This is a genomic window from uncultured Mesonia sp., assembly GCA_947499595.1.
Classification (GTDB): domain Bacteria; phylum Bacteroidota; class Bacteroidia; order Flavobacteriales; family Flavobacteriaceae; genus Mesonia; species Mesonia sediminis.
This window is the reverse complement of sequence record CANMOY010000004.1, coordinates 21,741-45,307: the sequence shown is the minus strand read 5'-3', so window position 1 is coordinate 45,307 and position 23,567 is coordinate 21,741. Positions and strand designations below refer to the sequence as shown.

Annotated in this window: 17 protein-coding genes; 14 read left to right on the top strand and 3 right to left on the bottom strand. The window is 36.4% G+C overall.

The genetic code is table 11. The annotated features are described in order from the left end of the window. Window positions 1-3: 3 nt before the first annotated feature. Genes ACH2AZ_RS05900 through ACH2AZ_RS05890 form a run of 3 tightly spaced genes read left to right on the top strand, consistent with a single transcriptional unit; the run spans window position 4 to window position 1,534 of the window. Entirely contained in the window at window positions 4-573 is a 570-nt protein-coding gene (locus ACH2AZ_RS05900) for an RNA polymerase sigma factor (RefSeq protein WP_379046071.1), read from the top strand. A 14-nt stretch (window positions 574-587) separates the two neighbouring features. Further along, complete coding sequence (locus tag ACH2AZ_RS05895; protein ID WP_379046074.1) at window positions 588-1,106, top strand: hypothetical protein; 519 nt, start codon at window positions 588-590, stop codon at window positions 1,104-1,106. Further along, a complete protein-coding gene (locus tag ACH2AZ_RS05890; protein WP_379046077.1) occupies window positions 1,103-1,534 on the top strand; it encodes a hypothetical protein in 432 nt (143 codons plus the stop codon). The genes ACH2AZ_RS05895 and ACH2AZ_RS05890 overlap by 4 nt, the downstream gene beginning before the upstream one ends. 4 nt (window positions 1,535-1,538) lie before the next feature. On the opposite strand, the gene ACH2AZ_RS05885 is transcribed toward ACH2AZ_RS05890, so the two are convergent. Beyond that, on the bottom strand, window positions 1,539-2,603 hold the full coding sequence (locus tag ACH2AZ_RS05885) for a WD40/YVTN/BNR-like repeat-containing protein (RefSeq protein WP_394907076.1): 1,065 nt from the start codon (window positions 2,601-2,603) through the stop codon (window positions 1,539-1,541). A gap of 75 nt (window positions 2,604-2,678) precedes the next feature. On the opposite strand from ACH2AZ_RS05885, the gene ACH2AZ_RS05880 reads away from it, so the two are divergent. Then, on the top strand, window positions 2,679-3,890 hold the full coding sequence (locus ACH2AZ_RS05880; RefSeq protein WP_379046083.1) for an RsmB/NOP family class I SAM-dependent RNA methyltransferase: 1,212 nt from the start codon (window positions 2,679-2,681) through the stop codon (window positions 3,888-3,890). A gap of 2 nt (window positions 3,891-3,892) precedes the next feature. Beyond that, complete coding sequence (locus tag ACH2AZ_RS05875; RefSeq protein WP_394907075.1) at window positions 3,893-5,773, top strand: endonuclease; 1,881 nt, start codon at window positions 3,893-3,895, stop codon at window positions 5,771-5,773. 60 nt (window positions 5,774-5,833) lie between these two features. On the opposite strand, the gene ACH2AZ_RS05870 is transcribed toward ACH2AZ_RS05875, so the two are convergent. After that, window positions 5,834-6,556: a hypothetical protein gene (locus ACH2AZ_RS05870; protein ID WP_394907074.1), complete on the bottom strand. Its 723-nt coding sequence runs from the start codon at window positions 6,554-6,556 to the stop codon at window positions 5,834-5,836. Window positions 6,557-6,689: 133 nt separating this feature from the next. On the opposite strand from ACH2AZ_RS05870, the gene purL reads away from it, so the two are divergent. From purL to ACH2AZ_RS05825, 9 genes are all read left to right on the top strand, one after another. Next, a complete protein-coding gene (purL, locus tag ACH2AZ_RS05865) occupies window positions 6,690-10,349 on the top strand; it encodes a phosphoribosylformylglycinamidine synthase (protein WP_394907073.1) in 3,660 nt (1,219 codons plus the stop codon). Between the two features lie 185 nt (window positions 10,350-10,534). After that, the gene (locus ACH2AZ_RS05860) at window positions 10,535-11,920 is read left to right on the top strand and encodes a glycosyltransferase (RefSeq protein WP_394907072.1); all 1,386 of its coding nucleotides are present in this window, start codon (window positions 10,535-10,537) and stop codon (window positions 11,918-11,920) included. A gap of 197 nt (window positions 11,921-12,117) precedes the next feature. Further along, a complete protein-coding gene (locus tag ACH2AZ_RS05855) occupies window positions 12,118-13,893 on the top strand; it encodes an AMP-dependent synthetase/ligase (protein ID WP_394907071.1) in 1,776 nt (591 codons plus the stop codon). Between the two features lie 389 nt (window positions 13,894-14,282). Beyond that, entirely contained in the window at window positions 14,283-14,735 is a 453-nt protein-coding gene (locus ACH2AZ_RS05850) for a MarR family winged helix-turn-helix transcriptional regulator (protein ID WP_394907070.1), read from the top strand. A 2-nt stretch (window positions 14,736-14,737) separates the two neighbouring features. Then, on the top strand, window positions 14,738-17,143 hold the full coding sequence (locus ACH2AZ_RS05845; protein WP_394907266.1) for a 3-hydroxyacyl-CoA dehydrogenase NAD-binding domain-containing protein: 2,406 nt from the start codon (window positions 14,738-14,740) through the stop codon (window positions 17,141-17,143). 78 nt (window positions 17,144-17,221) lie between these two features. Continuing rightward, window positions 17,222-18,412, top strand: a complete 1,191-nt coding sequence (locus tag ACH2AZ_RS05840) for an acetyl-CoA C-acyltransferase (protein WP_394907069.1) — start codon at window positions 17,222-17,224, stop codon at window positions 18,410-18,412. Window positions 18,413-18,438: 26 nt separating this feature from the next. Continuing rightward, entirely contained in the window at window positions 18,439-20,244 is a 1,806-nt protein-coding gene (locus tag ACH2AZ_RS05835; RefSeq protein ID WP_394907068.1) for an acyl-CoA dehydrogenase family protein, read from the top strand. 126 nt (window positions 20,245-20,370) lie between these two features. After that, window positions 20,371-22,104: a mechanosensitive ion channel family protein gene (locus ACH2AZ_RS05830; RefSeq protein WP_394907067.1), complete on the top strand. Its 1,734-nt coding sequence runs from the start codon at window positions 20,371-20,373 to the stop codon at window positions 22,102-22,104. A 117-nt stretch (window positions 22,105-22,221) separates the two neighbouring features. Next, window positions 22,222-22,512: a YtxH domain-containing protein gene (locus ACH2AZ_RS05825; RefSeq protein ID WP_394907066.1), complete on the top strand. Its 291-nt coding sequence runs from the start codon at window positions 22,222-22,224 to the stop codon at window positions 22,510-22,512. Between the two features lie 45 nt (window positions 22,513-22,557). Here the strand turns inward: ACH2AZ_RS05825 and ACH2AZ_RS05820 are convergent, their stop codons facing one another. Further along, a complete protein-coding gene (locus ACH2AZ_RS05820) occupies window positions 22,558-23,517 on the bottom strand; it encodes an App1 family protein (protein WP_394907065.1) in 960 nt (319 codons plus the stop codon). Window positions 23,518-23,567: the final 50 nt, after the last annotated feature.

Below are 23,567 nucleotides of genomic sequence, written 5' to 3'. Positions count from 1 at the left end.
GCCATGCTAACACCAGAGGAAAGCCATATTGTTAAAGCACTCAAAGCTTCTCGTGCAGAGGCTGAGCAAGCTTTTAAACAGTTGGTAGACCTTTATAAAGAACCGCTTTACTGGCACGTCCGGCATATGGTTAAGAATCATGATGATGCGCACGATGTCTTGCAGAATACTTTTGTAAAAGTATATCGATACATTCATAATTTTAAAGGTGATAGCAAACTTTATAGTTGGATGTATCGTATTGCCACTAATGAGGCCATTACTTTTTTAAACAAAAAAGCAAAACGCCTAAATATCTCCAGTCAAGAACTACAAGAAGAGCTTATAGAGAACTTAAAAGCTGATATTTACTTCGATGGTGATGAAATTCAATTGGAATTGCAAAAAGCGGTTAACAATTTACCTGAAAAGCAACAACAAGTATTTATTATGCATTACTTCGAAGGTTTAAAATACAAAGAAATCGCAGAAATATTAGAGGTAAGTGAAGGGGCTCTAAAGTCAAATTATCACCATGCCGTTCAAAAAATAAAAGAATTTTTAGCGCGCAATCAAACCTTTAATACACATTAAAGTCTAAAAACTAAATGGATACCTCAAAAAATAAACATAAGGCTGCTGGTTTCAAAGTTCCTAAAAATTACTTTGAAGATTTTCATGTTGCTTTTCCTGATAAATCTTTTACAGAGGAGCAAGAATTGCATGCATCCCTAAACTCAGGTGAAGCATATAAAACGCCAGGATACAAAACACCAGCCTTGTATTTTGAAAACCTCACTATAGATTTACCAGATACTCATAAGAAATCGGTAATTCTTCTTAGTGTGCGAAAGACTTTACCTTATGTTGCTGTGGCAGCTGCATTAGCTATAGTCTTTCTAGTCAATTCAAATTGGTTTTCAAGAGGAGATTATAGGTCGCAAATAGATCCGTTAGCCCTTGAATCCTATTTAGAAAAATCTTTATTTGAATCTGATTTTAATGAAGATTTAGAAACTATATATCCCGATGTAAATCGGTCAATAGAAAATATCAGTATTTCTGAACAAACAATTCTCAACTACGTTGATGAAAACCAAGAATTTTTAAGCTATTTAGAACCATGAAAAAACTCATTTTCTGTATTGTTTTCGTTATGTTTTCTGCCTCCTTGGTCTGGAGTCAAGATAATTCTGAAGAGAAAAAAATAGAATCGCTTAAAGTAGCCTTTATCACAGAAGAATTAAATTTAAACAGTCAAGAAGCTGAAAAGTTTTGGCCGATTTATCGTAAATATGAAGCCAAAAACGATAAACTTTATGACGAAAAATGGTGCGCCGTTAAAAATGGACTTGATTTAATCGATGAGATAGACGAAGCCACCGCTAGCGCTTTATTAGACGAATATATTGATTTAAAAATGCAAAGTGCACAATTAAAGGAAGATTTTGTCAATGAATTGAAAGGCGTAATACCATCCAAAAAGATTTTACATTTAAAAAAAGCCGAGCGAGATTTTCACCGTGATTTATTGAAAAAGTTAAAAAACAAATAATTCATTAATCCATCGATTCTTCTAGAAAAACAATTTTCTTTATTCCACCTTTTCCGGCGGCGTATGCGGTATACTCATTCAAAAATGATAGCGTGTAAAAGCCTTCATCGCTTAGTTGTTTCCACGTTTTACCGAAATCACTAGAATAAGCAATTCCTGTAAAACCTACCGCCACCATTTCTTGTCCGCCAGAGTTTGGAATAAACTTAATGCAACTTTTATATCCCGGTAAAGCCTGATTACTTATAACCTGCCAACTTTTACCTCCATCAAAAGTAATTGCTTTGTTATTATGCATTTGATTTGGTTGCGTATAATCCCCACCAACGATTACGCCTAAATCTTCATTGTAAAAATCTACGCTATAAATTCCCTGGGTGGCTTTTCCCGAGACTATAGGTGTGTCATAAGCCTTCCACGTTGCTCCCTTATCGTTGGTAAAATAAACCCTCGCCGCAGCCCCTCCGGTAACTACCCAAGCTTTATTTCCTTTAATATGAATATTGGTGTTGCTTGCTGCAAAACCAGCTTCGCCCGGTATATAAAAAGGCAATTCACTGCATTGAACAGGATTCCAAAAGTCACCCCCGTCTCGGGTAATTAAAAGCCGTAAGCAATTATCAACAGGATCTCCAAGGGCAAGCCCCTCTTGATCATTCCAAAAAGCTAATGCATTATAAAAAATTCCTGCTGTACTATCTTGGTGTACTAACCTACGCTTACCAAAAAAATTTACTTTATATAATAGAGCTGGGTTACCAGCACTTAAAATAAAATCGGCTTGACCGGTATGGGCAATGGCTCTAAATTCTGGCGGGTTACCATTAAATTCTACTCCTCCAATATATGCAATCGAATGGTCTGCCGTGTTTAAATATCCAAATTCTCCCTTATCACAACCATAAAAAATATGTTGATCATTCACATTCAATGCGCGAATACTAATATCGCGATCTAAAACCGATTCAATTTTCACCTTCGTATAAACATGTGGTCTCTGTTGATTTTGAGAAACTTTCACGCATGAAAAACATAATAATGCCATTAAACAGAGGGAGATATACTTCATAACTTGGTATTTATATTCAAATATAAGATTATTCCCTTATAAAATTATGTAACTTTGCAAGCTAAATTTCAATCTATGAGATTACACAGAAATCTTGTTTTTGCCGTAGTAGACACCCTGAATTTGGTATTTAATGAAGGCAAATATGCAGATAAAGAACTGGCTAACACATTAAAAAGAGATAAGCGTTGGGGATCAAGAGACCGCAGTTTTATAGCCGAAACCGTTTACGACATTGTACGCTGGAAAAGACTTTATGCCGCAATTGCAGAAGTTAAAGAACCTTACAGCAGGCCTAATTTATTTAGGTTATTCGCGGTATGGGCAACCTTAAAAGGAATCGCTTTACCTGACTGGAAGCAACTAGAAGACACCCCTACAAGACGAATCAAAGGTAAGTTCGACGAGCTCTCTCAAATTCGTGTTTATAGAGAGTCTATACCAGACTGGTTAGATCAAGTTGCGGTTCAAGAAATGGGCGAAGAAAAATGGTCTAAAGAAATTGCCTCGCTCAATAAAACTGCTCCAGTAGTTTTACGTACCAACAAGCTTAAGATAGATTCAAAAAACCTTCGCGACCTTCTATTTCAAGAAGAAATTGAAGCTCGAAGCATTCAAAATTACCCCGATGCCTTGGTGCTTGAAGAAAGAACCAATGTCTTCAAAACCCAAGCTTTTAAAAATGGTTTCTTTGAGGTGCAAGATGCTTCTTCGCAATTGGTGGCTCCATTTTTGCAAGTTGAACCTGGTATGCGCGTAGTTGACACTTGTGCGGGAGCTGGCGGAAAATCTCTACATTTAGCAGCACTAATGGAAAATAAAGGCCAGATTATTGCGCTAGATATTTACGGTAATAAATTAAAAGAATTAAAACGAAGAGCTAAACGAGCCGGTGCTCACAACATTGAGACCAGAACTATTGAAAACAATAAGGTTATCAAAAAACTGCACCAAAAAGCCGATCGTGTTTTGATTGATGCTCCTTGTAGTGGCTTAGGTGTACTAAGCCGGAATCCTGACACAAAATGGAAATTACAACCAGAGTTCCTAGATGAAATTAAATCCGTTCAACGCGAAATATTAAATAATTATTCAAAAATAGTGAAGTCAGGAGGAAAATTGGTCTATGCAACCTGCTCTATACTCCCTTCCGAAAATCAGCAACAAGTCGAATTTTTCTTGAATTCTGAGGCAGGAAAAGACTTTACTCTAGAGGACCAAAAAATAATTTTAAGTTACGAATCCGGTTATGACGGATTTTATATGGCACGTTTAATTAAAAAATAGAAATGAAAAAACTTTTACTTCTTAGCTTTTTAGCAATCGGATTTTTGGTAAACGCACAAGCGCCTGCAGGATATTACAGCAGTACCCAAGGCAAAACAGGCTTTGCACTAAAAACCGAATTAAGTCAAATTATTAGTAGCGGTCACAATACGCTAAGTTATGGTGCACTTTGGACGGCTTACCAAACTTCGGATGTAGACACTTACTATGAAAACGATGGCAGTGTTTTAGATATCTACTCAGAAAACCCAAGCAGCACAGACCCCTATAATTTCGTATTTGGGTCAGACCAATGCGGGAATTACAGCGGTGAAAGTTCTTGTTATAACAGAGAGCATTTATTCCCGAAGAGTTGGTTTAATGACCAATCGCCAATGTATACAGACATTCACCATATCTACCCTACTGATGGTTACGTAAACGGGCAACGAGGAAATTTCTCTTTCGGGGAAGTAAATAACGCGAGTTGGACGTCGCAAAACGGATCAAAAAAAGGAAATAATACCTACAACCATCCCAATGCATACAACGGCACTGTTTTTGAACCTATTGACGAGTTTAAGGGTGATGTTGCAAGAGTTTGGTTTTATATGGCTACCCGTTATGAGAGTCAAATTGCAGGATGGGAAAACAACACCTCCCAAAGTGATGTAGCTTTAAATGGAACCTCAACTCAAGTTTTTGAAGATTGGGTATTGGCTATGCTTTTAGAATGGCACAATAACGATCCTGTTTCTCAAAAAGAAATAGATCGCAACAATGCCGCTTTCAACTTTCAGGGAAACCGAAATCCGTATATCGATAACCCCGCCTGGGTAAATCAAATCTGGAATCCGAATCCAGACAATCAAGCCCCTACCGCACCAACAAATTTAGCGGCAAGCAATATTACTTCAAATAGTGTAATACTAAACTGGACCGCTGCTACAGATAATGTTGGGGTAACCAGTTACCAAATTGAAGAAAACAATCAAATTGTTCAAACTACAGCTAACACACAAGCTACCGTTACCAATTTGAATCCGCAAAGCACTTATAGTTTTATAGTTAAAGCATTAGATGCATACGGCAACGTTTCTGCCGCAAGTAATACTGTAAACGTTACCACACTAGATGCACCCGTAATCATCTTTAGCGAAGACTTTGAAGACTGCAACAATCTTAATTTTATAAGCGTTTCAGAACAGAGCGCTCAAGATTGGGAGTGCCTTTCTCAATACGGCGAAAATAATTCAGGAGCTTACCAAATGAATGCCTATGCAAATGGTCAGCAATACCCAAGTCTTGATTGGTTGATCACAAATAGTCCTATAGACTTTAGTAATTTAAGTCAGGCTCAACTTAGCTTTTTTACTGCAGCAACTTTTGGAAATACGCCTTTAAATTTAGTATATAGTACAGATTACACACCAGGAAGTACACCGAGTAATGCCACCTGGACGCCAGTACCTAACGTAAATATTCCTATGTTTAGTGGAAGCGGTAGTACGATTGAAGAGAATACTTTTAGTAATATCGATATACAAGGAATCGCAGGTAACGCTTACTTAGCTTTTAAATATGACACTACCAATGGTGAAGATGCTACGCGTTGGACGGTAGATAGTTTTACTATTACCGCTAAGGCAACCGCTGGTTTGTCTGCTACAAGTTTACAAGCCCAAATTTATCCCAACCCCAATTATAATGGAGTGCTGTTTGTTGAGCTTAGCAATGCTCAAAGCTATGATTATGCTCTTTACGATTTAAATGGAAGGTTAATTCTAAATAAACAAAACGCAAATACCAGAAACATTAAGCTTCCTCAACTAGAAGCTGGTATCTATTTGTTTGAAATTAAAAGTCAGCAGCAACGTGTAATTAAGAAGCTAATTTTAAATTAATCCTTAATTTAATTGCATTAAAAAGCCATTAGTTAGAATGCAACTAATGGCTTTTTTATTTTATGCATTGAAATACGTACTGTCCCAAACGGCCGTGTTAAAATTCTTACCCATTTTAAATCCGTAAAACAAAGCAAGACCAACTATCCATTTAAAAATAAATAAGCTTAAAATTCCGGTTTTGAAAAAATCTATTCCTGTATCAAATATGACCAATGAAATTAGATTACCCATAAGCAGACTAACAGCAGCCAATAAAAGTAAAAAATTTTCTAAGCTCTTCAACGGCCACATCAACAGCTTTCGAAATGCATTCAAATCATTTCCCCATTTATGCACCAAATAATAGTATCCGTTTCCTAACGGAACAAAAAGTAGAGGGTCGTCGGCATTTCTCAATTTAAACCAGGAAGCAGGAGCCATAATTTTAAAACCGTTCAGTTCAATTTGATGCTGCTGCTCTAAAGCTTTAATCCTAATTAAAACTTCTTGAGGAAGCCTTTTTTTAAAATAAAAACTAGGCAAAAAACGCAACCTATAAGTGGTACATATAGATTTTATATGTTCTTGATGAAAAATTCTGTCTAAATCCAACTCATCAAAATTTAAGCGATTTATTTTTTCTTGTGAGTGATTTGTAAGGAGGCGCTTTCTAATTTGTTCATCTTTTGAAATTTCTAATTCCAAATGTTTCTTAATGGCTTCTAGATGTTGATTAAAAGGAGGATTTTTTTCTCTGTTCTTCCTTAATTCAATCTCTAAATTTACCGATTTCCATCCCATCTGCATTCAACTTAAATTGATCATACTTTTAAAATTAAAAAAACCTCATTTAATATTTAAATTTTTAACTACAAATATTTTTAAAAAAGTAAATTTGCAAGACATTACACAACACATTATTTAACTTTTTACTATGATAACTTTTTTTGGGCAAGCATCAGACAAAATTTATGCGGTACACACCAAACAAAACTTGCCTCCCCAAGATTTAGAAAAATTAAGCTGGCTATTTGGCGAACAACCTATGCTTGAAAATAAGCAAATTGAAGCAAGCTTTATAGGCCCTCGTGCGGCAATGATTACCCCTTGGAGCACCAATGCCGTTGAAATAACTCAAAATATGGGGATTACGGGAATACTCCGTATCGAAGAATTTATAGCCGAAGAATTGGCAAGCCAGGTAGATCCCATGCTTTCTCAAAAATATGAAACTTTAAATCAGTCTATTTTTGACATTGATGTAAAGCCACAAGGCATCATTGAGATTAAAGATATTCAAAAGTTTAACGAAGAAGAGGGTTTAGCGCTAAATGCAGAAGAAGTAACTTATTTAGAAAAACTTTCCGAAAAATTAGAAAGACCTTTAACCGATTCTGAGGTATTTGGCTTTTCGCAAGTCAATTCAGAACACTGCAGGCATAAAATTTTTAACGGCACATTTATTATTGATGGTAAAGAAAAAGCGGAGTCGCTGTTTAAATTAATTAGAAAAACATCTGAGAAAAATCCAAATGATATTGTTTCTGCCTACAAAGACAATGTTGCTTTTATTTCTGGGCCACGTGTAGAACAGTTTGCACCTAAAACCGCTCACCAACCCGATTTTTACACCCAAAAAAAATTTGATTCTGTAATTTCTTTAAAAGCAGAAACCCACAACTTTCCTACCACAGTAGAACCATTTAATGGAGCGGCAACTGGAAGTGGTGGAGAAATTAGAGACAGACTAGCCGGAGGTAAAGGCTCTTTACCGCTGGCAGGAACCGCTGTTTATATGACTAGCTACAGTCGATTGAATGATCAAAAAAGTTGGGAAAATGAAATCCCCCAGAGAGATTGGTTATACCAAACCCCAAAAGATATTCTTATCAAAGCCTCTAATGGCGCATCAGATTTTGGAAATAAATTTGGTCAGCCGCTTATCGCTGGCTCGCTTCTTACTTTTGAGCACGAAGAAAACGAGCAAACCCTGGGTTATGATAAGGTTATAATGTTAGCCGGAGGTATTGGTTATGGTAAGAAAGAACAGGCTTTAAAAGACACCCCAAAAAATGAAGACAAAATTGTTATTCTTGGGGGTGAGAACTACCGCATTGGTATGGGAGGGGCTGCTGTTTCATCGGCCAATACCGGAGATTTTAGCAGTGGTATCGAGTTAAATGCCATACAACGCTCTAATCCAGAAATGCAAAAAAGAGCTGCTAACGCCATTCGTGGAATGGTTGAAGCCGATTTTAATCCTATTGTTTCTATTCACGATCACGGAGCTGGCGGACATTTAAATTGCCTAAGTGAATTAGTAGAGGAAACAGGAGGTAAAATAGATTTAGACAAACTTCCTGTTGGAGACCCTACCCTTTCGGCCAAAGAAATAATTGGTAACGAGTCACAAGAAAGAATGGGATTAGTAATTGGTCAAGAACATATTAAAATCTTAGAAGAAGTAGCTTTGCGAGAGCGTTCTCCTATGTATACGGTTGGTGAGGTTACCAATGACCACCAATTTACCTTTGAGGGGAGCAAATCAAAACAAAAACCCATGGATCTCGCATTAGACGATATGTTTGGAAGCTCTCCAAAGACCATTATGCAAGATAATAGCGTAAAAGCTAATTATCAAGATGTAGATTATCAAGCCGATAAGGTTTATGAGTATACCAAGCAGGTATTGCAGTTAGAAGCTGTGGCTTGTAAAGATTGGTTAACCAATAAAGCTGACCGTTGTGTTACCGGGAAGGTAGCCAAACAACAAACGGTAGGCGCATTGCAATTACCCCTAAATAACCTTGGAGTTATGGCACTTGATTATAAGGGTAAACACGGTGTAGCCACAAGCATTGGGCACTCTCCTATCTCAGGTTTAATCGACCCCGTAGCCGGAGCTAAAAACTCAGTTGCCGAAGCTTTAACCAATATGGTATGGGCACCTTTAGAAAAAGATTTAAAATCGGTTTCGCTATCAGCCAACTGGATGTGGCCCTGTAATAACCCCGGTGAAGATGCTCGACTGTATGAAGCTGTTGAGGCCCTTTCTGAATTTGCAATCGATTTAGGTATAAATGTACCTACGGGTAAAGACTCTTTATCGATGAAGCAAAATTATAAAGATAAATCGGTTCTATCTCCAGGTACAGTTATTGTTTCGGCTGCCGCACATTGCAACGCCATTCAACAAATAGTTGAACCCGTACTACAAAAAAACGCTGGTAGTATTTACTACATGAATATGAGTCAAGACTCCTTTAAATTGGGCGGGTCTTCGTTTGCTCAAATATTAAATAAAGTGGGACAAAATGCTCCAAGTATTCAAGATAGTAGCCAGTTTAAAAGCATGTTTAATGCACTGCAAGATTTAATCAAACAAAATTTAATCGTTGCAGGACACGATGTAGCCTCAGGTGGACTACTCACCACATTACTCGAAATGTGTTTTGCAGATCAAGATTTAGGAGCACAAATCGACCTTAGCAATTTAAAAGAAAGTGATTTAATCAAAACCCTTTTCAATGAAAATTCGGGTGTTGTTTTTCAGACTAAAAATGCTTCCGCGGAAGCGATTCTAGAAAAGCATAATGTTGAGTTCTTTAAAATAGGAGAAGCTAACTCATCAGCCGAGCTCGCAATCAAACACTTCAACACACAGTTAAATTTTGATATAGGTACTTATAGAGATATCTGGTATAAAACCAGTTATTTATTAGATCAAGAACAAAGTGGTAAACAAAAAGCTCAAGAACGCTTTGAAAATTATAAAAATCAAGCTTTAAATTTTAGGTTTCCCGAGCATTTTACCGGTAAAAAACCCCACATAGTTAACGACAAACCTCGTATTAAAGCCGCCATTATACGCGAAAAAGGCTCTAATTCTGAGCGCGAAATGGCGCAAGCTATGCATTTGGCTGGTTTTGATGTTAAAGATGTGCATATGACCGATTTGATTTCAGGTAGAGAAAATTTAGAGGATATTCAATTTATAGCCGCAGTAGGAGGGTTCTCTAATTCGGATGTACTGGGTAGTGCAAAAGGATGGGCCGGTGCCTTTTTATACAACGAAAAAGCTAATACTGCTTTGAAAAAGTTCTTTGACAGAGAAGATACTTTATCTTTAGGAGTATGTAACGGTTGCCAGTTATTTATAGAATTAGGACTAATAAACCCAGATCACGAGCAAAAGCCAAAAATGCTGCATAACGACTCGCATAAATTTGAATGCAATTTTACTTCGGTAACTATTCAAGAAAACCAATCGGTTATGCTGTCGAGTCTAAGCGGAAGCACTTTAGGAATTTGGGCTGCTCACGGTGAAGGTAAATTTAATTTCCCGTATGCAGAAGAACGTTATAATATAGTAGGTAAATATGCTTATGATGCTTATCCTGCAAATCCTAACGGATCTGATTTTAATACTGCTATGTTAACCGATGATACCGGGCGCCATTTGGTAATGATGCCCCACTTAGAACGCTCAACCTTTAGCTGGAACTGGGCACATTATCCTAAAGACCGCCAAGATGAAGTAAGTCCGTGGTTAGAAGCTTTTGTAAATGCGCGTAAATGGTTAGAAAAAAAATAAATTTATTTCATAATTTTTTGTAACAAAACGCAGGGTAAAAACCCTGCGTTTTTGGTATACAATCCACACAATTGTAGAAAAAAACCACAACTTACATTACTGCAATTAAAACTAACTTACTGATAAACAATTAAAAACAACTACGGCAAGCCTATTGAATATTCTCTTTTCAAAAAAGAAACAAAATGAAAGAGAAAAGAAAACAAGATTCGGCTTATCAATCCAAACCAAAAGAATCTTCATCAAAAAAATCATTTAAAGCGGCAATGGTAATTGGCATTACCTCTTTATTGCTTTTGCTTGCATTATTTTCAAACATTTATTTTAACGATTACTTTGAAGCAATACACCTGAGTCGAATTCAAAATCTATTTGGAAAAAGCATCTGGATAATTGGATTATTTTTATTAGGCGTAAACATCAGTTTTTTAATATATTTATTGGTATTATACCTCAAATATGAGTCGGTACCCTCTGGCTCAAATCAAGAACTACCAAAATGTACGGTTATTGTGCCTGCTTATAATGAAGGAAGTTTAGTTTATAAAACGCTACATAGTTTGGTAAACAGTGATTATCCCGCCGAAAAACTTCAAATAATAGCCATAGATGATGGCAGCCAAGACGATACTTATGATTGGATGATCAAAGCCAAGCAATCTTTAGGCGAACGCATTCAGTTATTGAGACAAGGAACCAATCAAGGAAAGCGGCAAGCGCTTTACCGTGGATTTAATTTGGCAACTGGCGAAATATTTATAACAGTAGATAGCGATTCGGTAGTAAAAGAAGATACTTTACGACAAATGGTGAGTCCGTTTATTGATAATCCCACCTGCGGTGCCGTGGCAGGAAATGTAAAAGTACTCAATAAAGATCAAGCACTTATACCTAAGATGTTACACGTGAGTTTTGCTTTTAGTTTTGAATTTGTGCGTTCTGCACAAAGTGTATTAGGTAGTGTATTATGTACGCCAGGAGCTCTGTCTGCTTACCGAAAAGAGGCAGTTATGAATTGTTTAGAAAGCTGGATCAACCAGACTTTTATGGGAAAACCATCTACCATAGGAGAAGATAGAGCCATGACAAATATGATTTTAAAGCAAGGCTATACGGTTAAATTTCAGAAAGATGCTTGGGTATTTACCAATATTCCCGAACGCTATAAAAATTTATATAAAATGTTCATTCGCTGGGAACGTAGCAACGTACGTGAAAACATCGCTATGAGTAAATTTGCATTCACTCATTTTAGAAATTCAGGAAAACTAGGACCTCGTCTGCTTTTGCTCCATCAATGGCTAAAAATAATAATGGCTTACCCAATGATTTTATTAATGCTTTTTTTAGTAATTAGTTACCCTTTGGTATTTTTAACCTCAACTCTATTGGGTGTACTTATTTTTTCAAGCATACAAGCTTTGTTTTTTGCTAAAAAGCATAATTTTAAGGAGTCGGTTTGGGCTTACCCTTATAGTTTATTTTATGCCTTCACATTATTTTGGATTACCCCATATGCCATTGTCACTGCAAGTAAAAGCGGTTGGTTAACACGAGAACTTAACAAATAAATGAAAATTATTATACCCTGGTTAAAAAAATAACCAGGGTATTTTAAGAAATGTCCATTTTAAATATTGTTTTTATCATCTGATTATTATCATAAAATCTGGCCAATTTTATAAAAACATAATTTTTTTTAGACACAGAAAATAAAATTACCGAGTTAATTTACTATTTTGCAATAGACAATTTTATCTTATAGACTATGACATCGGTAAAAAGACTTTTTGATTTTCCTGCTTATCAACTGGAAAAATACAACTTGAAAGCAGCGTTAATCACCAAGAAAAATGGAAAATGGATTGAAACTTCTACCAAAGAATACTTAGACAAGGCAAATCAAATCAGTAGGGCCTTGCTCAAAATGGGTGTAAAGCCAAACGATAAAATTGCTATTATCTCTACCAATAATCGTACAGAATGGAATATTGTAGATATTGGTGTTTTACAAATAGGAGCGCAAGATGTGCCCATTTATCCAACCATCTCTGAAGAGGAATATGCGTATGTTCTTAATCATAGTGAAAGCATATATTGTTTTGCATCAGATAAAGAAGTACTTGATAAAATTGAAAAGATTCGAGACAAAGTACCACATTTAAAAGCTGTTTATACCTTTGACAAAATTGCGGGCGCCCAGAATTGGCAAGAGGTCTTAGATTTAGGTTCAGATGAAAGCAATCAGCAGCAAGTAGAAGAAATAAAGCAGAAGATAGATGAGAATGATTTAGCTACAATTATTTATACTTCGGGCACAACAGGAAAACCTAAAGGAGTTATGCTTTCGCATAAAAATATTGTAAGTAATGCTTTAAATAGTTCAACAAGGCTCCCTATGGATGAGGGAATTCAAAAAGCAATTAGTTTTTTACCCGTATGTCATATTTATGAGCGTATGCTTTTATATATGTATCAATACAATGGGGTAAGTATATATTATGCCGAGTCTATTGATAAAATCAGTGACAACCTAAAAGAAGTACAACCTCATGTAATGTCGGCAGTACCTCGTTTACTTGAAAAAGTATATGACAAAATCATTGCCAAGGGGTCTGAACTGAGTGGTATTAAAAAGAAATTATTTTATTGGGCCGTAGATTTAGGTTTAGCTTTTGAACCATATGAAGAAAATGGCTGGTGGTATGAATTTAGACTCAACATTGCACGTAAGTTGATTTTTAGTAAATGGCAAGAAGCTCTAGGTGGCCAACTAAAAGTTATTGCTTCTGGAAGTGCAGCACTTCAACCACGACTAGCTCGTGTATTTAATGCTGCAAATATCAAAGTGATGGAAGGCTATGGTCTAACAGAAACTTCACCGGTGATTGCGGTGAATGATACCCGTGACCGCGGATTTAAAATTGGTACCGTAGGAAAACCAATTCCAGAAACAGAAGTAAAAATTGCCGAAGATGGAGAAATTCTTATCAAAGGTCCGCAGGTAATGCTTGGGTATTATAAAGATACCGAAAAGACAAAAGAAGTTATGCAAGGTGATTATTTTTGTACGGGAGATATAGGAGAAATTGATGCAGAAGGCTTTTTAAAGATTACAGATCGTAAAAAAGAGATGTTTAAAACTTCGGGTGGAAAATATGTGGCTCCCCAAATCATTGAGAACACTATGAAACAATCTCGATTCATAGAGCAAATCATGGTAATTGGTGACGGCGAAAAAATGCCCGCGGCTTTAATACAACCAAATTTTGAATTTATAACTGATTGGGCTAAAAGAAAATCTATTGATTTAGGTAATGATCAAGCATCTATTGCGCAATCTACAATGGTACAAGAACGCATACAACAAGAAATTGATTTCTATAATAAGAAATTTGGAAAATGGGAACAGGTAAAAGCGTTTCGCCTTACACCAGATACATGGACGGTTGAAGACGGTCACCTTACTCCTACCATGAAAATGAAACGAAAACAAATCAAAGAAAAGTATCAAAACTTATACAACCAAATTTACCAATTTTAATCCTGCTACTTAAAGCCATATTAAGCGATTAAAAAATAAAAATTCAGCAAAAACAGCATTATAAACCCGTTTAATTAAACGGGTTTATATTTTACTAAAAATGCTGTTACCCCTAAATTTGTAGAAAAATAAAAGCTAAAAAATTACTTATTTTTACATTCCTTTCCATTATCATTCACCCATCATCTGGCCCGCTAACCTATAATCGCTCTTTAACATAGGGAAATCTCTATTTATTCTTTTTCAATCCTCGAGCTAATAAAATAGTTTTACCTCTGTTTTAAATGAAATTAATTTCCTAAATTTCTCAGACCAAGAGCGTAATAATTTATCCATATACTATGCGTGCATAATATTTTTTTATTATCTTTGAGAGAATCAATTACCCTATGAAAGAAAAAACAATCGATTACCTCTTAAGAGCCACTTGGATTGCAGTGGCTAAGATGTACAATGAGGAAGCTAGTAAAAAGGGAAGTACCATGGCTACCGGATTCGCCCTTTTAAATATTGACCCTGAAGAAGGGACGCCTTCTACCTCCCTGGGACCTAAAATGGGAATGGAGGCAACCAGTCTTTCTCGTACTTTAAGAAGTATGGAGGATAAAGGGTTAATTGTACGCAAAAAAAATCCGGAAGACGGAAGAAGTGTTTTAATTCAACTAACCGATTTTGGTAAAGAAATGCGGGCATTTTCGAAACAAGTGGTACTCAAGTTTGATGAAGCGGTGCACCGCGAAATAAATCAAGAAGATTTGGATACTTTTAGTAAGGTTGCCCAAACAATTATGGACTTGATAAACAATAAAAAAATTTATAAAAAACAAATTCCTTCAAAATGATGATGAAAAGAACAATTAAAAAAATAGCAGTAATAGGTTCTGGAATTATGGGAAGCGCAATTGCTTGTCATTTTGCCAATATAGGAGTCGAGGTTTTACTGCTCGACATTGTACCTAAAGAACCCAATGAACAGGAAAAAAACAAAGGCCTAAGTCTAAAAGATAAAAGTGTTAGAAATCGTATTGTGAATGATGCGCTTAAAAACGCTTTGAAATCTAAGCCTTCACCAATTTATCATCAAGATTTCGCTAAACGTATACAAACGGGAAATTTAGAGGACGATATAAAGCTTGTAAACCAAGTAGATTGGATAATAGAGGTTGTTGTTGAACGACTAGACATAAAAAAACAAGTTTTCGATAACCTAGAAAAGCACAGAAAACCCGGTACTTTAATTACTTCAAATACTTCTGGAATCCCTATAAAATTCATGAATGAAGGCAGAAGTGAAGATTTCCAGAAACATTTTTGTGGTACGCACTTCTTTAATCCACCTCGATATTTACGTCTTTTCGAAATTATTCCTGGCCCCGATACTAAGCCAGAGGTAATTTCCTTTTTAAACGAATACGGTAAAAAATTCCTTGGTAAGAAATCGGTTATTGCCAAAGACACACCGGCATTTATCGGTAATCGTATTGGCATCTTTAGCATAATGAGCCTATTTCATACGGTGAAAGAGATGAGTATGACCATTGAGGAGGTTGATAAACTAACTGGACCGGTTATAGGTCGGCAAAAATCGGCTACTTTTAGAACAGTAGACGTGGTAGGTCTAGACACTTTGGTTCACGTAGCTAACGGACTTTATGAAAATGTACCTCACGATGAACAACACGAACTCTTTAAACTTCCTGACTTTATAAAAACAATGATGGAAAACAACTGGCTAGGAAGTAAAACTGGGCAAGGGTTCTATAAAAAAGAAAAAAAGAAAGATGGCTCTAGCGAAATAAAATCACTCGACCTTAATACACTCGAATACCGCGATCGTAAACGAGCCTCTTTTGCTACTTTAGAGCTTACCAAAACTATCGACCGCGTAGCCAATCGTTTTGAAGTTTTGATAAAAGGAAAAGACAAGGCTGGAGAATTTTACCGTAAAAATTTTGCAGCTCTTTTTGCTTATGTATCCAATCGTATTCCTGAAATTACCGATGAGCTTTATAAAATTGATGATGCGATGCAAGCCGGGTTTGGTTGGGAACACGGGCCATTTCAAATCTGGGACGCCATTGGTGTTGAAAAAGGAATAAAAATGATGGCTGAACAAGGCATACAACCTGCAAATTGGGTAAATGAAATGCTTGAAGCTGGATACGATTCATTTTATACGGTAAAAGACGGGAATACCTACTTCTACGATATTCCTAATAAAAAAATGCAGCAGGTACCTGGTCAAGATGCGTTTATTATTTTAGACAATATAAGAGATGCCAAAGCTGTATTTAAAAATAGCGGAGTAGTAGTCGAAGATTTAGGCGATGGTATTTTAAATGTAGAGTTTAGAAGTAAAATGAATGCTATTGGAGGCGATGTTCTTGACGGATTAAATAAAGCAATCGATTTGGCTGAGAAAGAATACCAAGGACTTGTTGTAGCCAATAACGGTCAAAATTTTTCTGTAGGTGCTAATATCGGAATGATTTTCATGATGGCGGTAGAGCAAGAATATGACGAACTGAATATGGCTATCAAGTATTTTCAAGACACCATGATGCGTATGCGTTATTCTTCTATCCCCACCGTTGCAGCTCCACATAATATGACCTTAGGTGGAGGCTGTGAACTTTCGCTTCACGCAGACAAGGTAGTAGCCCACGCAGAAACCTATATTGGTTTGGTTGAGTTTGGCGTTGGTGTAATTCCTGGTGGAGGCGGTTCTAAGGAGATGACTTTGAGAGCAGCAGATACCTATCAAAAAGATGATGTAGAATTAAATCGTTTACGGGAACACTTTTTAACCATTGGTATGGCAAAGGTTTCTACATCTGCTTATGAAGCATACGATTTAAACATATTACAACCCAGAAAAGACATTGTGGTGGTGAATAAAGACCTACAATTGGCTATTGCTAAAAAACAAGCTTTATTAATGGCAGAAAATGCTTATACGCAACCTATAAAGCGCCAAGATATTAAAGTTTTAGGTAAACAAGCGCTAGGAGCCTTTTATGTTGGTACAGATCAAATGCATGCAGGAAACTACATAAGTGAGCACGATAAAAAAATTGCCAATAAATTAGCTTATGTAATGGCTGGTGGTGATTTATCGGCTGCTTCACAAGTTAGTGAGCAATATTTGTTAGACCTAGAGCGTGAAGCATTCTTATCGCTTACTGGAGAAAGAAAGACGCTTGAGCGATTACAACACATGCTTAAAAAAGGAAAACCGCTAAGAAACTAATTATAGAATTCCCTATAAAATCAATTAGTGAGAACTTTTAAAGCATATCAAAAATCAATCGATTAAAAATAGAAAGAAATGAACAAAACAGCATACATAGTAAAAGCGTATAGAACCGCAGTAGGAAAATCTTCTCGAGGTGTTTTCAGATTTAAAAGACCCGATGAATTGGCAGCCGAAACCATCGATTATATGATGAAAGAATTACCCAACCTAGATAAAAAAAGAATAGATGATGTTATCGTAGGAAACGCAATGCCCGAAGCCGAACAAGGATTAAATATGGGTAGATTAGTTTCTTTAATGGGACTAAAAATTGAAGATGTGGCGGGCGTAACGGTTAATCGCTATTGCGCATCAGGATTGGAAACTATCGCAATGGCCACCGCAAAGATTCAAAGTGGCCACGCAGATTGTATAATTGCGGGAGGAGTAGAAAGCATGAGCTATATTCCTATGGGAGGATATAAACCTGTACCTGATTATCAAGTGGCAAAAGAAGGAAATGAAGATTATTATTGGGGAATGGGCCTAACGGCAGAAGCTGTGGCTAATCAATATAAAGTCTCGCGTGAAGATCAAGATGAGTTCGCCTTTAATTCACACCAAAAAGCATTAAAAGCACAGGCAGAAGATAGGTTTCAAGAGCAAATTGTGCCTATACAAATAGATGAAACCTATGTTGAAGACGGCAAAAAGAAAACAAGAACCTATACCGTAAATAAAGATGAAGGTCCGCGGGCAGATACTTCCAAAGAAGCTTTGGCTAGATTGCGCCCTGTTTTTGCTCAAGGCGGAAGTGTTACTGCTGGAAACTCCTCACAAACTAGTGATGGAGCGGCATTTACTATTGTAATGAGCGAAGCAATGGTCAAAGAGCTTAATCTAGAACCAATAGCACGATTAGTAAGCTACACTGCCGTTGGTGTAGAACCAAGAATTATGGGAATAGGCCCTGTAAAGGCTATCCCCAAAGCTTTAAAGCAAGCAGGATTAAGCCTTCAAGACATGGAGCTTATTGAGTTAAACGAAGCTTTTGCCTCACAGTCTTTAGCGGTTAGCCGCGAATTAAATTTAAATACAGAAATTTTAAACGTGAATGGTGGCGCAATTGCGCTAGGACATCCCTTAGGCTGTACCGGAGCTAAGCTAAGTGTGCAACTATTTGATGAAATGCGTAAAAGAAACCTGCAAAACAAATATGGTATGGTGACCATGTGCGTAGGAACGGGACAAGGAGCAGCTGGCGTATACGAATTTATAAATTAAACCAACACCCTATAAAAAGAAAAATCATGAGTACAGAAAAAAATAAAGAAATACTTCGCGGCGGTCAATTTTTAGTAAAAGAAACTCCGTGTGAAGCGGTCTTTACCCCCGAAGATTTTACCGAAGAACAAAAAATGATGCGAGACTCGGTTAAAGAGTTTGTCGATAGAGAAATTTGGCCTAAAAAAGAGGAGTTTGAAAAGAAAAACTACCAACTAACCGAAGACATCATGAAAAAATTAGGTGAGTTAGGTTTCCTAGGAGTAGCCGTGCCCGAAGAATACGACGGTTTGGGTATGGGCTTTGTATCTACCATGCTGGTTTGCGATTATATATCTGGAGCAACAGGGTCTATTGCTACTGCTTTTGGAGCCCATACAGGTATTGGCACCATGCCCATAACCTTGTATGGTACCGAAGAGCAAAAAAAGAAATATGTTCCTAAACTTGCAACAGGAGAGTGGTTTGGCGCATATTGCTTAACTGAGCCTGGAGCAGGAAGTGATGCTAATTCGGGTAAAACAAAGGCTGTTTTAACAGAAGACGAAAAACATTACCTCATCAGTGGCCAAAAAATGTGGATATCAAATGCAGGATTCGCCAATCTTTTTATCGTATTTGCCCGTATCGAAGATGACAAAAACATTACCGGGTTTATTGTAGAAAACGACCCAGAAAATGGCATTAGCTTTGGCGAAGAAGAAAAAAAGTTAGGAATTCACTCCTCTTCTACCCGACAAGTATTTTTTAACGAAACCAAAGTACCGGTAGAAAACATGCTTTCAGAACGTGGTAATGGATTCAAAATAGCTATGAATGCCTTGAATGTAGGCCGAATAAAATTAGCTGCCGCATGTTTAGACGCTCAAAGAAGAGTCACCGAAGGAGCGGTAAAATATGCCAATGAGCGTGTACAATTCGACACCCCAATTGCCAATTTTGGAGCCATTAAATATAAGCTCGCCGAAATGGCCACCTCTACCTACGTAGGCGAATCGGCTTCTTATCGTGCAGCAAAAAATATAGAAGACCGCATCGCAATCCGTCAAGCCGATGGAAATTCTCACGCCGAAGCCGAACTGAAAGGAGTTGAAGAATATGCTATTGAATGCTCTATTTTAAAGGTAGCCTGCTCAGAAGATATTCAAAACTGTAGTGATGAAGGTATTCAGGTGTTTGGTGGTATGGGCTTTTCTGCAGATACCCCAATGGAATCTGCTTGGCGCGATGCCCGTATTTCTCGAATTTATGAGGGTACCAATGAAATTAACCGAATGCTTGCTGTGGGTATGCTGGTAAAAAAGGCAATGAAAGGGCACGTTGATTTGTTGGGACCTGCTATGGCTGTCGCCGATGAACTTACCGGTATTCCTTCTTTCGACAAACCTGATTATAGCGAACTATTTGCAGAGGAAAAAGAAATGATTGCCAAACTTAAAAAGGTGTTTTTAATGGTGGCGGGTAGTGCTGTACAAAAGTTTGGTCCGCAATTGGAAGAACACCAACAATTGCTTCTAGCTGCCGCGGATATACTTATTGAAATTTACATGGCTGAGTCTGCCATTTTAAGAACCGAGAAAAATGTGAAACGTTATGGTGAAGAAAAACAAACTGAGCAAATTGCTATGAGTAAGCTATACCTTTATAACGCTGTTGATATTATTGGTCAAAAAGCAAAAGAAGGTATCGTTTCATTCGCCGAAGGTGATGAACAACGCATGATGCTTATGGGCTTAAAGAGATTTACAAAGTATCAAAATATGCCTAATGTAGTAGCCCTTCGAAATGAAATTGCAGATAAGTTAATTGAAGAAAATAAATATTGTTTTTAACTATTAAAGTTTGTTATTCATCCAAGCCGCTTTAAAAAGCGGCTTTTTTTATTAAAAAAAGATTAAAAATATCTTTTTAACAATTCTATAATAAATTGCCTGCGCTTAAAATGATAATTTGAAACTATGAAAAATAATTTCTATTTAAGCATTATATCCGTTCTACTATATTCCATTTTTTCCTTCGCCCAAAGCAATGAAAAAAATGAAGACACTATTTACAATATGCCTGGAGCAAAATCTGTAGTAGACACGGCAAAGAGTAAGTTTTTAGCCAACCCTATAAGTGAATACAATGAGGCTTACTTCATTTTAGACAGGCTTAACACCAGCATAGGGCTTCCTCCAAATCAAATCAATTTAGAGACCCCGCAAGCAGCATTAGAACATTTTCTAACCAAAGCCGAAGCAGGGAAATACCAAGAAGCCGCATATACCTTTAATTTAAACCTATTACCAAAAACTACGACTATAGAAGAGGCTGCAATATTAGCCGAAAAATTTCATTTTGTACTCAAGCAAAGAGTGAAGATTGACTGGGATAACCTGGCCGATCGACCCGACGGACAATTGGATTTTTCAACCACAACTAATAAAGCAGTAGCGGGTAAACCTAGACGCAGTGTAGCCTTTGGCGCGGTAAAACTGAATAATAGAAACATAGTGTTACGCGTGCAACGAGTTAAGTACAAACATTATGGAGCCTTTTGGCTAATTTCTTCTAATACGGTTGAAAATATAGAACCATTATACGCCGAATATGGCCCCAGAAAATTAGACCGAATGATGCCCAATTGGGCACGAGTACAATTGTGGGATACCCCGATCTGGAAACCAATTGGCACGCTTTGCATTCTTTTTATTTCTTATTTTTTGGGTAGGCTACTCATTTTTGTAATCCGAAAAGGATTAATCAAGTCAAATAAAATTTGGGTACAAAGCATTGCGAAAAAATTAAGTAAACCTGCTGGCATCACCATGGGTATTCTATTTTTTTATATTCTTTTAAATGAATTGATTTCTTTTACAGGAAGGTATGCCAGTACTCTTTATACGATATTATTGATTGTTGTGATAGGCTCAATCACGTGGTTAATTATGAAATTAATAGACTACATTATGGTGCATATTGCAGAAAACCGAATAGGCGATACTAATCCAGAAGAAAATTCTGAGGCACGAATGATGTTAACCTACATTTCGGTAGCTAGAAGAGTTATTACCTTTGTTGTAATTATTGTGGGAGTTGCCGTTATAATATCTCAATTTAGAACATTAGAGCGATTAGGCATTTCTTTAATAGCTTCTGCGGGAGTGGCAACCGTAATCATTGGTGTGGCAGCCCAAAGTACCTTAGGAAATATTATTGCAGGTATACAAATAGCCATTACCAAACCTGCAAGAATTGGTGATACTGTTATAATAAAAGATGATTGGGGCTATGTTGAAGACATTCAATTTACCTATATGGTTGTACGTACTTGGGACCTGAGACGTTTGGTAGTCCCTTTAAAATATGTAGTTTCAAATGTATTTGAAAATTGGTCCATGACCAATGCGCATCAAATTAGACCTATTATAATTCATGCAGATTATACGGTGAACGTAAATAAAATTAGAGCAAAATTTAGAGAACTTGTTGAAGCAGATGATGATTGGGATGGCGAACATCCTCCCAAGGTACAGGTAGTTGAGGCAAATGAAAAAACCATTGAAATAAGAGCACTATGCAGTGCCAAAGATGCGAGTCATACCTGGGATTTTCATTGCCGACTGAGAGAAAAGCTTATTACCTATCTCGTAAATCTAGATGCGGGTGCTCATTTACCTACTTCTCGTTACCAACATACTCAAGAATAATCGATTTGTTAATTTTTTAATGATTTTGAACTAAATTTTAAATATAGATTAACGACAAAAACAAATTAATCACAAAGCCTTGTTGTATATTTGGATAAATAAAAAACACAAACAATTATGAGTAAAGGAAAAGGAAATGTAGTATTAGGAGTTTTAGCGGGTGCTCTAGCTGGAGCCACAGCAGGTTTATTATTTGCCCCAAAAAAAGGAAAAGACACTAGAAAGCAGATTGCAAGTTCTACTCAAGGTTATGTAGAAGGTGCTAAAGAGAAAGTTGATGGCGTAAAAAATTCTATCGAGCATAAAATAGAAGCATTAAAAGCAAAAAAGAATGCTGCTTTAACAAATAATAAAGGTGAAGAACTGACTGAAGAGGCAAAAGCTAAAATACATAATGTAGCGAGCTAGATTAAGGATTAAATTTAAAAACACCCCAAATTTTGGGGTGTTTTTTTATAATTTATTCTGACTGTGTTCAATAGCTTCTTTACTTGATTTAAAATATAGAGCTTGCACCCCTAGTGTACTTATATTTTCAATTATTTTTTTAATATTTCCTTTTTTACTTTGATTGGTTTGCCTGATGTAAACAGCATATATATTGGCCGGAAAAATCTTTATTATATCTTGGTAAATTTGCGCATCTTTTTGAGAATCATCACCTAATAATATAAATTGTAATTCGGGATAAAACTCAACTATATGTCTAATTTTATAAAACTTGTGTTGATGATCACCTCTGCCTGTTTTAATAAAATCCCGTAAACCATTTTTAATCGCTTTTAGTTGAAATACACCTTTTGGCAGCCTATGCAAATCCGTAAAGGAACTTATAAAATTATATAAATTCCACTCACTGCTACTCACATAAAAAAAAGCATTGTGTTTATTTTGATCCTCTCTACCTAGTTTTTCGAGTTCTCTATAATGATTAACCACCCCAGTAAAAACTTTTCGCTTGTATAAGTTTTTAGTAAGCATAACATAAAGTTTTTTAAAAAAACTATTCGAATGGGAAATCAAAAAAGTATCATCAATGTCTGAAATAACACCATATTCGCCTGGATAAGGCTTAATAAATTCTCCTTTTTTACTTAGTGTCTGTTTTTCATCATTCACTGTGACCTTAAAAGTATGCCACCCAGAGCTTAAACTTTTCTCATAGGGTATCATCACTCGAAAATGCCCGTCGTCTAGCGTCTTAGTCGTTTGCCTAATATTTCCAAAACTTATGGTAATTGAGATATTAGCCAATGTCTTTACTCTAAACATTTGAAAAACTTGTCTAGCATGTTTCCAACCCTTTCGATCTAATTTAAATATATCTGGCGTACTTTTTTCAAACACATGGCCCATTATCAAAATCTTTCTTTGGTTGGCGTAACCTCTATAAATTTTTAAATCTTTTGGCATTCCGTAAAGATATTATTAAGATGATGTATCAAATTTTATAACTAACTTTA

Bases quoted from the DNA above. Each gene is read 5' to 3' on its own strand.
- ACH2AZ_RS05900 (WP_379046071.1), top strand. From the start codon at position 4: ATGCTAACACCAGAGGAAAGCCATATTGTTAAAGCACTCAAAGCTTCT.
- ACH2AZ_RS05895 (WP_379046074.1), top strand. From the start codon at position 588: ATGGATACCTCAAAAAATAAACATAAGGCTGCTGGTTTCAAAGTTCCT.
- ACH2AZ_RS05890 (WP_379046077.1), top strand. From the start codon at position 1,103: ATGAAAAAACTCATTTTCTGTATTGTTTTCGTTATGTTTTCTGCCTCC.
- ACH2AZ_RS05885 (WP_394907076.1), bottom strand. From the start codon at position 2,603: ATGAAGTATATCTCCCTCTGTTTAATGGCATTATTATGTTTTTCATGC.
- ACH2AZ_RS05880 (WP_379046083.1), top strand. From the start codon at position 2,679: ATGAGATTACACAGAAATCTTGTTTTTGCCGTAGTAGACACCCTGAAT.
- ACH2AZ_RS05875 (WP_394907075.1), top strand. From the start codon at position 3,893: ATGAAAAAACTTTTACTTCTTAGCTTTTTAGCAATCGGATTTTTGGTA.
- ACH2AZ_RS05870 (WP_394907074.1), bottom strand. From the start codon at position 6,556: ATGGGATGGAAATCGGTAAATTTAGAGATTGAATTAAGGAAGAACAGA.
- purL (WP_394907073.1), top strand. From the start codon at position 6,690: ATGATAACTTTTTTTGGGCAAGCATCAGACAAAATTTATGCGGTACAC.
- ACH2AZ_RS05860 (WP_394907072.1), top strand. From the start codon at position 10,535: ATGAAAGAGAAAAGAAAACAAGATTCGGCTTATCAATCCAAACCAAAA.
- ACH2AZ_RS05855 (WP_394907071.1), top strand. From the start codon at position 12,118: ATGACATCGGTAAAAAGACTTTTTGATTTTCCTGCTTATCAACTGGAA.
- ACH2AZ_RS05850 (WP_394907070.1), top strand. From the start codon at position 14,283: ATGAAAGAAAAAACAATCGATTACCTCTTAAGAGCCACTTGGATTGCA.
- ACH2AZ_RS05845 (WP_394907266.1), top strand. From the start codon at position 14,738: ATGAAAAGAACAATTAAAAAAATAGCAGTAATAGGTTCTGGAATTATG.
- ACH2AZ_RS05840 (WP_394907069.1), top strand. From the start codon at position 17,222: ATGAACAAAACAGCATACATAGTAAAAGCGTATAGAACCGCAGTAGGA.
- ACH2AZ_RS05835 (WP_394907068.1), top strand. From the start codon at position 18,439: ATGAGTACAGAAAAAAATAAAGAAATACTTCGCGGCGGTCAATTTTTA.
- ACH2AZ_RS05830 (WP_394907067.1), top strand. From the start codon at position 20,371: ATGAAAAATAATTTCTATTTAAGCATTATATCCGTTCTACTATATTCC.
- ACH2AZ_RS05825 (WP_394907066.1), top strand. From the start codon at position 22,222: ATGAGTAAAGGAAAAGGAAATGTAGTATTAGGAGTTTTAGCGGGTGCT.
- ACH2AZ_RS05820 (WP_394907065.1), bottom strand. From the start codon at position 23,517: ATGCCAAAAGATTTAAAAATTTATAGAGGTTACGCCAACCAAAGAAAG.